The sequence below is a fragment of the Desulfobulbaceae bacterium genome, assembly GCA_015231515.1.
Taxonomy (GTDB): domain Bacteria; phylum Desulfobacterota; class Desulfobulbia; order Desulfobulbales; family VMSU01; genus JADGBM01.
In genome coordinates this window covers 1-11138 of sequence record JADGBM010000095.1, presented here as the reverse complement: position 1 = coordinate 11138, position 11138 = coordinate 1, and the positions used below count along the sequence as shown (strand labels likewise).

13 protein-coding genes are annotated in these 11138 nt (G+C 49.2%); 12 read left to right on the top strand and 1 reads right to left on the bottom strand.

Features of this window, described 5'->3' with window-relative positions:
• Positions 1-396: 396 nt before the first annotated feature.
• The gene (locus tag HQK80_12710) at positions 397-1824 is read right to left on the bottom strand and encodes a hypothetical protein (GenBank protein MBF0223065.1); all 1428 of its coding nucleotides are present in this window, start codon (positions 1822-1824) and stop codon (positions 397-399) included.
• A 487-nt stretch (positions 1825-2311) separates the two neighbouring features.
• Between HQK80_12710 and HQK80_12705 the strand changes: the two genes are divergently transcribed.
• The 12 genes from HQK80_12705 to HQK80_12650 all read left to right on the top strand — a co-directional run.
• The gene (locus tag HQK80_12705; GenBank protein MBF0223064.1) at positions 2312-3124 is read left to right on the top strand and encodes a CbbQ/NirQ/NorQ/GpvN family protein; all 813 of its coding nucleotides are present in this window, start codon (positions 2312-2314) and stop codon (positions 3122-3124) included.
• A 189-nt stretch (positions 3125-3313) separates the two neighbouring features.
• Positions 3314-5611: a VWA domain-containing protein gene (locus HQK80_12700; GenBank protein ID MBF0223063.1), complete on the top strand. Its 2298-nt coding sequence runs from the start codon at positions 3314-3316 to the stop codon at positions 5609-5611.
• Between the two features lie 167 nt (positions 5612-5778).
• Positions 5779-6111: a winged helix-turn-helix transcriptional regulator gene (locus HQK80_12695; protein MBF0223062.1), complete on the top strand. Its 333-nt coding sequence runs from the start codon at positions 5779-5781 to the stop codon at positions 6109-6111.
• A gap of 23 nt (positions 6112-6134) precedes the next feature.
• Complete coding sequence (locus HQK80_12690) at positions 6135-6311, top strand: hypothetical protein (GenBank protein ID MBF0223061.1); 177 nt, start codon at positions 6135-6137, stop codon at positions 6309-6311.
• Positions 6312-6350: 39 nt separating this feature from the next.
• Positions 6351-6596, top strand: a complete 246-nt coding sequence (locus tag HQK80_12685) for a hypothetical protein (GenBank protein MBF0223060.1) — start codon at positions 6351-6353, stop codon at positions 6594-6596.
• Positions 6593-6937: a rhodanese-like domain-containing protein gene (locus HQK80_12680; GenBank protein MBF0223059.1), complete on the top strand. Its 345-nt coding sequence runs from the start codon at positions 6593-6595 to the stop codon at positions 6935-6937. The genes HQK80_12685 and HQK80_12680 overlap by 4 nt, the downstream gene beginning before the upstream one ends.
• A 39-nt stretch (positions 6938-6976) precedes the next feature.
• Complete coding sequence (locus HQK80_12675; protein MBF0223058.1) at positions 6977-8311, top strand: thioredoxin family protein; 1335 nt, start codon at positions 6977-6979, stop codon at positions 8309-8311.
• A 76-nt stretch (positions 8312-8387) separates the two neighbouring features.
• Positions 8388-8645 carry a hypothetical protein gene (locus HQK80_12670; protein ID MBF0223057.1) on the top strand — a complete coding sequence of 86 codons (258 nt, stop codon included), beginning with the start codon at positions 8388-8390 and terminating at the stop codon, positions 8643-8645.
• Between the two features lie 32 nt (positions 8646-8677).
• Positions 8678-9457 carry a sulfite exporter TauE/SafE family protein gene (locus HQK80_12665; protein MBF0223056.1) on the top strand — a complete coding sequence of 260 codons (780 nt, stop codon included), beginning with the start codon at positions 8678-8680 and terminating at the stop codon, positions 9455-9457.
• Between the two features lie 100 nt (positions 9458-9557).
• Entirely contained in the window at positions 9558-9917 is a 360-nt protein-coding gene (locus HQK80_12660) for a DsrE family protein (protein MBF0223055.1), read from the top strand.
• Between the two features lie 13 nt (positions 9918-9930).
• Positions 9931-10110, top strand: coding sequence for a hypothetical protein (locus tag HQK80_12655; protein MBF0223054.1), 180 nt, complete (start codon positions 9931-9933; stop codon positions 10108-10110).
• Positions 10111-10221: 111 nt separating this feature from the next.
• Positions 10222-11138, top strand: a 917-nt coding sequence (locus HQK80_12650; GenBank protein MBF0223053.1) for a cell filamentation protein Fic, incomplete at its 3' end; no start/stop codon positions are given.

Below are 11138 nucleotides of genomic sequence, written 5' to 3'. Positions count from 1 at the left end.
GAGACTTCGATTCCGGCGGTTTGAAAAAGCATCGTTGGTCTCCAGTTAAAATTATTGTAGCACAGGTAACGGTAGATGCACGGTAATGACTTTTACTTCGGGCTACCATGGAAAGCAATGTTCTGCAGCTCTTCGCCGTCGAATAAAAAGGGATCGTACCTGACTGGTAAAGTAGATGATGAAGCGGTGCTGGACATAGTGGTCTCACAATCAGGTAATAGTTAGATGAGATGGCAGCGCAGTATATATTCGCCTTGACACTAGAAAATAACAAAAAACTCAAAATCTACCATAGCGAACTAATCAGGGCAAATGGATTTGCTGATCTCGGTGAAATGGGGTCAGGAATGAGAAATGATAGGAAGTGGGTCATAGTCCGTGTCGGCAGGGCTGATTTCAGACACCTTTTTGCATAATAGCATCAGACTCTTCGGGGTAATGTTTTTTCAAACAAGTCGGACAGATAGTATGGCTGAAATCCACCCCTGAATGTTTGTGAATATAGCCTTCTATCTGCTCATAATAGCCTTCATCGTTTCGAATGTTTTTGCAAAAAGAACAGATAGGCAGTATTCCCTGTAGAATCTTGATTTCGGAAAAGGCTTGTGTCAGTTCGCGCTGAAAATCCAGCAAAACCCTTTCAGTTTTAAGCTGTTCCTGATAGGCCATTTGAAGGCGTGATCTGCTTTTGTAAATGGCCAGAAAGGAGCTGATGACAATGATGGCAAGTACAGAGGAGAGTGTAATAAATATCTCGGCGCGATTTTTCTGATAAAAGGTTGGCGGCCGATTGATAATGGTGCTTTTGGCCGGCAGCAGGGCATCTTCTATCTGAAAACGCTTTAACTCTTTGTCGTCAAACATGAATGAATTCGGGCTCGGAAAAAGCTTGGTCATTGATGTCGGAGATTTTCCCTTGAGGATATCCACTGCAATACGCCCTGCCAGTGAGCCATGTTCGACAAGATTGATCAATTTGCCGCCGATGATGCCGTGGTTAAGGCTGAACTCCCAGCCACCAAAAATTGGCACAGGACTGTTGGCGGCCAGAATCTCCAAGGCCTCTCCGCTGCTATATTGCCTGCCATTGCTCATATTCACAAAAGAGGCAAAATAGAAGGCCGCCGTGTCCGGAGAAAGTTTTTGTATGCGGTCAATGAGAGTTTCCAGGGAAAGTCCGGCAAGATATTCAAATTCTGCCTTTGCACTGAAATTGCTGGCCTCTGAGCGAAAGGCTTCAGCGTTAAGTTGCCCTGTTATTGACTCGTCATGGATAACAACAATACGCTTGGTTTGAGGCCGCAAACTGAAAATAAGGTTAATGCTTTCCTTAAAACTTGGTCGCTCATCAACACCAACAAAACGCTCTTTGCCGTTCAGGCGATTAATATCAAAGGCGTTGGTGCCGCAAAAAATGACAGGGCGCTGTGGGAAAAGATCTTCGTAATATTTTTCGACGATGTTAAAGGCATAATCATCGGCAGCAACAATAAGCTCAAAATGATGGTTTTTAAATTTAGAGCTCAGTAGCTGGTGCAGAGTTTCGTCGTATTCGGCGCCGGAGTAATATTTTGAATCCAAATATTCGGTCTTGATGGTGGCATCTGGAAAAGCCTCTTCAATTACGGCTCGAAAGCCGCGAACAATATCATCTGTTCCCTTGTACCCTTCATGGTATGAGTTTAACAAAAGGATATGAGGCGGTTGCTGTTTGGCAGAAGTAGTCGTGGGTGAGGTTAGCAGAGAACAAATTGACAGCAGCAGAATAGCCAGTGTCCGGATCTGACTGCAATGTTTAGCTCCTGGGTCAGGCCTGTATGACATGTTTTGTGTCCTGTCGCAAGCTGAAGGTGTTGATAAGGGCGCTTCTGGGAAGATCGTGCCATCACAAAAATCAGCCGTCAATCTTGGGGTCTTAGACAAGGCGAGAGCACTGATCTTAGAGTAATAATAATTTTTTTTGCTGTTCAAAGGCAAGGTGATTTTTCACTTCATTTTCACAACTATTCAACCCTTGGTGCAGCCTATTACGACAAAGGCCCCTTCGCCATGTCCATTTTTATCTCTATCGACAAAGGCGACAATAAGTTGTCCCTTGCTGGTCAAAACTCTCTCGGCTTCCTTTAAGGCTTTGTAAAGATCATCAACAAATTTTTAAAAGGGGAGTTCCTTGGCATGGTCCGTCCTTTTCAAGAGATAATCAGTACATACAGTTGACAGGTGTCCCGCTCAATCATAGTGTTAGTAGTAATAATTCTTAAAATTTTGGTAAAGAAAAAATATATGAAACACCTTCATTATAGAGGACCCCATGGAAATTACCAGTGCGAAATTGAATCAGCATCTAATCAAGGTGGAACCATTTTACCTGAGTCAGGGCGATGAGCTGCAGATAGCTCAAGCTGCCTACAGCAATCAAATCCCACTTCTATTAAAAGGGCCGACCGGCTGTGGCAAGACCCGCTTTATGCAGCATCTGGCCTGGAAGCTTGGGCGTCCCTTGATAACCGTATCGTGTCATGATGATCTGTCGACCAGTGATCTGGTTGGCCGTTATCTGCTCAAAGGTGGCGAGGCTGTCTGGATGGATGGCCCCCTGACTTCGGCAGCGAGAGCAGGAGCAATTTGTTATCTTGATGAAATTGTTGAAGCCAGAAAAGACACCATGGTTGTCATTCACCCGCTGGCTGATGACAGGCGGGAACTTCCCATCGAGAAGTTGGGGGAACTGCTGCTGGCCCCGCCGCAGTTCATGCTGGCGGTATCATATAATCCCGGTTACCAGAGTGTCTTAAAAGACCTTAAGCAGTCGACCAGGCAGCGCTTTATCTCCATTGAGTTCGGCTACCCTTCTCAGGATCTTGAGAACGAGATTGTTTCATCCGAGGGCGCTATTGCACCAGATACTGCGGCGAGCCTTGTTCGCTTTGGCCGTATGACCCGTGAACTTAAAGATGCCGGACTACAGGAGGGGGCGAGCACCAGGCTGCTTATCCACGCTGGTCTATTGATAAAAAGTGGAATAGCTCCACGAAAAGCGTGTCAAGTGGCCATCACCGAAACATTGACCGATGATCATGAGCTGCAAATATCTATAAGCGAGATGGCATCGGCAATTTTTTAAGTGATCCCCAATAATATTTCGGGAAGGAATTAAAGACTCGATGAATTCCCATTTCTAAATAAAGAAATCCCCCTCAATCCCCCTTTTGAAAGGGGACTTAGGGGGATTTTCTGAAGAGAAAAAAATGTATAAAGGTGTCACAGCTTCAATTAAGGTTTAAAGCCGCACTTATCAATTGAGCAATCAGATATGGACAGTAACAAAATCAGCCTAGCGCTGGATTCCATGCTTGGCGCTGAGATCAGCGACTGGGAGCGAGAGGAACTGGCTGAAAAGCTGGTGGACGTTCCGAAGGAGATCTTACGGGAGATCATGAGCAGCTTGCCGGTTATCTGGCCAGTGAGTTACGCCCTGTTTCTTGCCTTTGTCGATCAGGCCGTTAAGGCGGGATCCTGCCTCAAGCCTTCACAGTATAAAGAGTGGGTAAAGGCCATTCTCGATGTCTATGAAGCTGACGGTCTGCGTCAGGCTCAGTTGTTTATGGAGGAGGTCGAGGACAAGTATCTCTGCCAGATTCGTGGTCAGGGCGGTATTCGCCTTGAGGATTGCGAAGCCAGGCTTTTGCTTTATGCTCGCAGCATTTTGGGGAGAGATGTTAAATTAACATCTGGCCGCCATCCCTTTTTTGATACCGAAACCATCGGTTTACCCGCTGAAGTTACCGATTTTGACACTCCTGATAAAGGGTTTCTGTTCTATAAGTTCACCGTCACCTTTCTGCTGCATCTTGATATTCTCGGAACCTACCGATTCCCCTCGTCAACAATAAATGAACTTGGTTTCAATGATGACGTGCCGTTGGAGTACGGAGATTTTTTTAAGAAATTTGATAACCCTGCCTTGGCGCAGGATCTGTTTTTGCTTGCAGAGTCTGCCCGTATTTGTGCCGCACTCCATAAAGAGTATCCGGGGCTCATGAATGATATGCAGAAGCTTCTTCCGATAGAGAATGGAGATCACAAGCGCAAGGGAAACGATCAGAACCGTTTTGTTGCTGACCTGGAGCAATGGCTGTTGTCCAGCATCCAGACGTATCCAGAGAGTTCTTCTGCCAAGTCGGCGACAACCGATTGTCTGGCAGATCATTATGACCATGCCCAATCTGTTTGGGATAGCCTGAAATGCACGCAAACCTTGTATAAACAATGTGCTTGTTTGCACGGGAGTTACGCAGCGGAGTTATGTTTGCCGTTTATAGGCAAACTCTGCTTTGCCGAGGCCCAGATCCAGATTGATCTCCGCCGGGAGGAACTTAAAAACAGTTTTATGCAGGCTTTAGGAACACAAATTTATGATGAACTGAAGAACACCGAGCCAGAAGAACACCAGAGCCCAGCCGGTCAAAGCCCAGAGCAGGGTGCGGGGACACTCTTGGCAATGGTCGCTGAACATGGTGATATTGAAGAGGAGGATTTAAACGCGGATCAGGAGGTATTTAGGATCGGTACGATGGAGTTTGACCTGTCCGAGGAACTTTCGGCAAGGGCTCGCGAGGTGTTTAAAGAGTTTGGCAAGATTCCTGGAGATTTCATTGCCGGTGCGGTTGGTCGAGCAGGTGATCTATTTGATGAAAGTGACGACGGTGGGCAGGGTGATGATGCTTCCAAGCCGGTGACTGGTGAAGCCGTCTATGATGAGTGGGATTATCGTCGGGCAGGGTATCGGAAAAACTGGTGCAAGGTGTTTATGAAAGAGGTTCAACCGGCCTATGGAACGTTTGTAGAAAATACTCTTCGCAAGCATAAGGGGTTGTTGGTCAACCTGCGGCGGCAGTTTGAAATGATGAGTATTCAGGAGAAATTTGAAAAGCGCCAACGGGAAGGTGATGAGATTGATCTTGATGCACTCATTGATTCTGTTTCAGATACCAGGGCCGGATTGCCGCCCTCGGAGCGGCTTTTCATACGCCTGCAAAGAAACGACCGGCAGATTGCCGCCCTGTTTCTGGTCGATATGTCTTCATCAACAGAAGGCTGGGTCAGCACTGCCCTCAAGGAAGCGCTTATTCTCATGAGTGAGTCGTTGGCTGTATTGGGTGATCGCTATGCAATTTACGGATTTTCTGGAATGCGCCGGACGAGAAGTGAACTTTTTACGGTCAAGAAATTTGATGAGCCCTATGGTGAGGCGGTAAAGAACAAAATTGCCGGCATCTCACCTAAGGAGTACACCCGGATGGCACCGGCCATTCGCCATGCTTCCCACATCCTTGAAAATACCGAAGGCAAAATACGACTACTTATCACCCTGTCGGACGGCAAGCCTGAAGATTATGACGGCTACAAAGGGCTATACGCCATCGAAGACACGCGCCACGCCCTCATCGAGGCCAAAAATGCAGGTATTCACCCCTTTTGTATAACGGTAGACAAGGAGGCCCATAGCTATATGGCTCACATGTACGGCGAGGTGAACTATATCTTTATTGACAAGTTGGCTCAGCTGCCCCTGCGAATGCCTGAGATTTATCGGAACCTTACCACATAGTTAAAGGCCGTTAAGAAACATCTTGTGCTTTTATCCAATTTCATTACAGCACCATTAGCCTAAATATGCTGCCCACATAAAAAAACCTTGACTTTTAGGCCTACAATATAAATATATGTTTATATGTTTTGGCCGACAGACTCAACTCGAATTGAATAGGAAGGCGATTGGAAAACCATACCAGCCCAGAAGATTTACTACACTCAGGCTATCGTGATGCCGCCTTTATTGCCAAGGCTCTGGCTGATGAAAATCGTTTGCGGATTATTCTCAGTCTGGCGGCAGGAAAAAAATCCGTATCCCGGGTTGTCGAGGAGCTTGGCTTGTCGCAGCCCCTTGTTTCTCACCACCTCAAAGAACTTAAACGCACGCTGCTGGTGACTGTTGAGCGTAATGGGCCCTTTATTTTTTACGAACTGACCGATCGTCGCATCGTGTCAATTCTAACGGAATTAAATGAGTTGGCGGCAAACCTGCTGGCTAACCGAACTACTTTTTAAAATTGATACGTACAGGGTGAACGATGAAAGAACTCCAGAACATATTTGGCCGAATGGAGCCCGGTGAGGCCGTGGCGGCACTGACCCCGGAACTCAAAAAAATTCTCTCTCATCTTGACGAAGATGCCCGAGTTGGTTTTGTGACCGGACTGCTTGAAGAGGGCCAAAGGGACAAGGTGTCCAGCATGGTCCATCTCTGACTTGCCGAATGCATGGGCGAAGGTGTCGACCCAACGCAGATGTGTCAGACCCTGGTACATAAGGTGGCGCAATCAAAACAGCTGATGGCAGTTGCCGACCCCGCGATCCTGGGTCTTTTCGAGAGCTGGCTGGAAGAGCTGGAAGAGGAAGTGGCCTTGTATCTCCAGCAAAACCCTTTGGCTGAGGCAGGGGAACTTGCCGCCCATCTGGGCCTTTCAAAAAGCGGCGCAGATTTTCTGCTGGCCAAAAGCAACCGGCAGGGCAAACCAGAAGGAGGGCAATGATGAAAAATTCGTGGCGTTTGATCCTGCTTTTATGCCTCGCAATCACCGTTGGGCTGATGGCGCCAAAGGCCTTTGCCGCCGACATGGAACAGGTGCGTCAAGAGGCAAAACAGGGTGGTTACCGGCTGATCACCACCAACGACCTGCGGGATCTGATTCAGCAGAATTCCGCCGGCGTGCTGCTGGTGGATACTCGTCAGGATTGGGAGTATGCGGCAGGACATATTACCGGGGCACTGAATTTTTCCATGGAACCGACCTGGCTGGCACGTCTCACCCGGCGCGGAGCCCTGGAGCAGTTTCTTGGTCCAGACAAACACAAACACATCGTCTTTTACTGAGCGGGCCTGTCCTGAGTCCGCAGTGACTCGGCAGCCCGGGTGGCTGTCTCGCTTGGTTATGATACTGTATATCGTGATCCTCTCGGCTTGCCTGAATGGGAGGCAAACGGGCTGCCTATAGCCACTGTCTCCACCCCCGGAAGCGTCAGGGGGCCTGCCCCGTCCCCGGCAACAGCGGGTGGCATGCAGGGCTTGACACTGCTCATGACCCTGGCCGGCATTTTCTTAGGCGGTATGGCGCTGAACCTTACCCCTTGCGTCTATCCGCTGATTCCCATCACTGTCTCCTATTTTGGCGGTCGCGGCGATCAGGCCCGCAGCGTTCTTTTTGCCCACGGTTTTTTTTACATCACCGGCCTGGCCGTCACCAATTCGGTTCTCGGGGTGGCGGCGGCCATGACCGGCGGGCTCATGGGTGCAATGTTACAGAACCCCTGGGTGGTGATTGGTGTTGCCACGGTGCTGCTGGTCTTTGCCAGCAGCCTCTTCGGCTTCTGGGAGCTACGTCTTCCCGCTGGCCTGACCCGGGCCGCCTCCAAAAACTATACCGGCTATTTCGGCACCTTTTTCATGGGCATGACCCTTGGTGTGGTGGCCGCCCCCTGTCTCGGGCCCTTCGTGCTTGGCCTGTTGACCTGGGTGGCCGGTACAGCTGACCCGGTTTTCGGCTTTACCGTCTTTTTTACCTTGAGTCTCGGTCTTGGCCTGCCCCTCTTTATTCTCGCCATGTTTGCCGGAAGGCTGGAAAAACTGCCCCGCTCCGGGGAGTGGATGAACTGGGTCAGAAAATTCATGGGCTGGGTGCTGGTCGGCATGGCCGCCTATTTTCTGCGTCCCCTTTTGACTAAACCAATGGTTGTTGCCTTATACAGCACGGTGGCGGTGGCTGGCGGCCTTCATCTCGGCTGGCTTGACCGCAGCACCGCCGCTTTTAAGGCCTTTGCCTGGATCAAAAAGGCGGTGGGCCTTGCCGGCATCGGCCTGGCCGTTTTTCTGGTGTCATCCTGGGCCTTGCTTGGACCCGGAGTTGCTTGGCAGACATACAGTCCAGCTCTTCTCGAACAGGCAAGAGGTGAGCGTCGGCCGGTTATTCTGGATTTCTACGCGACCTGGTGTGCGCCCTGTCGTGAACTGGATGAAATCACCTTTCACGATCCGGCGGTTGTCAAGAAATCGACAGATTTCGTCATGGTCAAGATCGATTTAACTGCCGGTGACAACCCCGCATATCAGCAATTAGTCAAAGACTATGATGTTAAAGGAGTCCCCACCATCGTCTTTCTTGACAGAAATGGCCGCGAGCGCCCAGATCTCAGACTGGTTGAGTTTATGGCACCGGACAAGTTTCTGCAATCAATGGCAAAATTTCAATAAAGGAGAACTTTTCATGCTGAAAGTACGTTTTTTCTTGAATGAACCCAACGGTGCGCCCTGAAAGCACTTCAACAAGATGCTGCCCAGGTTGGGCAATAAATACGACATTGAAATCGAAGTGAACTCCAGACCCAAGGCTGAGTATCTGACTGACGAATATTTCGCCCTTGATTTGCCGGTGGCGCCTGCCATCATGGTCGGTGACGAGATTGTCACCGAGGGCAAGGACGTGGATGATCAGGTGGTGGAGGCGGCCATCTGCCGATCTCTGGGCCTGCCGGAGCCCGAACTTGAAGGCGGTAAAGGAATTATTGGGCGATTGTTCGGTAAATAAATACTCTTAATAAGGAGAGTTCTATGGATTTCATGTTTCTTGGCTTGCTTGTCGCGCTCGGTTTAGGTGGCGGTTTTCTGTCCGGACTGCTGGGTCTGGGCGGCGCGATCTTCATGATCCCGCTGCTGCTTTATGTACCGCCTCTGGTGGGTGTCGGTCAGCTTGACATGAAAATGGTGGCGGCGATCAGCATGGTTCAGGTGCTGTCGGCTTCACTCTCGGGGCTGATCGTACACCACAAAAACAAGTTCGTGAGCAAATCCCTGCTGATTACCATGGGGCTGTGCAACGCCTTGGGCAATCTCGGCGGATCGCTTTTTTCTAAATATCTTCAAAGCTCCTTTTTACTCGCCATTTTTGCGACCATGGCAGTTATTGCGGCAATCGTCATGTTTATCCCTAAGCGGGAGCAGGGCAGCGACATCAAGCCGGAAGAACTGGAGTATAACAAGCCACTGGCAGCTGGGTTGAGTCTGGCCATCGGCATTTTCGGCGGTATGGTCGGAGCGCCCGGCGCCTTTGTCTATATTCCAGCCATGATTTATATCCTCAACATCCCCACTCGCATTGTCATTGGCAGCACCCTGGGCATCGTGTTCTTCGGGGCGGTGATGGGTACCATCGGCAAGGCTTTGACTGGCCAGATTATCTGGCCCTATGCGCTTGCCCTGGTCATCGGCACCATTCCAGGCGCTCAGATTGGCGGCCGGGTCAGCAAAAAAACCGATACCAAACATCTGCGCTACGCCATCGCGGTGATCATCGCGATCACCGGTCTGCGTATGTGGTATCAGGTAGCAACCGGGCAATAAGCAAATTTTCAACGGACGAGGTCTTTCTGAAAGGACTTGTAAAAAATCGATATCGTTATCCCGGCGGACATGAATCTGGTTTTTTAACAAGGAGACCCATATGAGCAAGAAATTTGTTTTAAGTATCACCCATGCCACCGACGACCAGGACCGCGCCAACGCCGCCATCGCTCTGGCCGCATCCTTGATTAGCGAGGACGCGGATCTGATCATCTTTTTTATTTTCGAGGGCGCCATGCTTGCCAAGAAAGGAGTGGCGGAAACGATTGAAGGCCGAAATTTCGCGCCGGTTCGCGATCTTTTCCCGATGCTGCTGGAAGAGAAAGTACCGATGTATCTGTGCGGCGCCTGCGCCAAGACCTATAACATCACCGAAAATGATCTGGTGGAAGGGGTGAAGATAATCCATATCCCGACCATTGCCTCTGAAATGATGGATCGGGAGACCATAACCCTCTGAACCAGGGCTTGCAATGGGTGACCAGCAGCGCTACGTTTTCAGCCTCAAACCGGAGGATTTTGCCGCCCGGCGAGAACTGGAGGTGACGGTTCGCTATTATCTGCTGGACAAGCCCCGCCGTAAGAGAATCGCTTACAACAATCAGGACCCGATCTCCTACCCGCTTTATCAGCGCCGCGAACTGCTCAGATAACCTCCTATTTCTAATTTGCAGCGACATCAAAATCTAATTAAACATTGCATTAATTTCTAGCGATTTGTATCCTTTGCAATTTGAGGGACAAATTCTATTCAGGGCAACAAGATGGCGACGATACGAAAAAACCCACAGAAAGCCTTGGCTGAATCATTAAAGGCTGCAAGGAAGGTATCGCAAGACGGCATAATCAACTCCTCTCTGCTCAAGCGAAAACATAGAGAAATACTTACAGATGCTGGTTGGCTGGTTGAGATTATAAAAGGATGGTACGTACTTTCTGCTCCTGAAGCGGTTGGAAACACCGCCTGGTATGGAGTTTTTTGGGGTTTTATAAAACAGTATCTGATCGGAAGATTTGGAGAAGATGGGTTTTGCGTGTCTCCAGAGGCTTCCTTGAATCTGCACGCCGGAGACACAACAATTCCGGAACAAATTGTTGTACATACAAAGAAGGCAAGTAATACAACGGTTTTGTTGCCTCATGGCAGTTCACTGCTATTGATTACAGATGTAAAAAATTTCCCAAAACAGCTTGAAGTTTGGAATGGCGTAACAATAATGCCGCTGCCTTTAGCTCTTTGTCGAATCCCGCCGGCTTATTATCGAAAGAACCCCCGAAATATCGAGATTGTGCTGAAGCTTTCTTCGTTATCAATAGCTGCAATTTCAAGATGCACTTTGGGAACGGAAGCAATTTCAGCTGCCGAACGAATTATTGGCGCCTATGAATATTTTGGGGAAAAGGCGAATTCCGATCAGATCAAAAATGATCTAATCGCAGCCGGCTATCATCTCGAAGTGAAAAATCCCTTTGAGGAATATGCGCCTGTACTTGGCTCGCTGCGATCGGCATCCCCATATGCCGGCCGGATCAGAATGATGTGGTTTTCGATGCGAGAGCGCGTGTTGGCAATTATGCCAAGAGAACCAGGGCTAAAAAGCGGCGCGGAAAATAGGCTCGGAGATATTCAAGAGATTTATCAAGAGGATGCCTACCACTCTCTTTCAATTGAAGGGTATCA